A 259-nucleotide genomic window follows, 5' to 3' on the forward strand; every position below is an offset into this window, starting at 1 on the left:
GGGCGGACAGGCACAGGGAAAGAAGTAGTTGCGCAGGCAATACATAACTTGAGCGATCGGTATGAAAAACCATTTATCTCTTTAAATTGTGGCGCTATTCCGCTAACCTTGTTGGAAAGCACTTTGTTCGGTACGACAAAAGGGAGCTTTACAGGCGCGGAGGATACAGCAGGCTTGTTTGAGCAGGCAGATGGCGGCACGCTGTTTTTAGACGAAATCAATTCCTTGGATATTAATTTGCAAGTAAAGCTGCTGAAGG

1 protein-coding gene is annotated in these 259 nt (G+C 46.3%); it reads left to right on the forward strand.

Translation table 11 applies throughout. The features are described 5' to 3' along the window. Positions 1-259, forward strand: a 259-nt coding sequence (locus SB754_RS21180) for a sigma 54-interacting transcriptional regulator (protein WP_410784310.1), incomplete at both ends; no start/stop codon positions are given.

Source organism: Leifsonia sp. SIMBA_070 (genome assembly GCF_046534635.1).
In the GTDB taxonomy this organism is placed as follows: Bacteria; Actinomycetota; Actinomycetes; order Actinomycetales; family Microbacteriaceae; genus Leifsonia.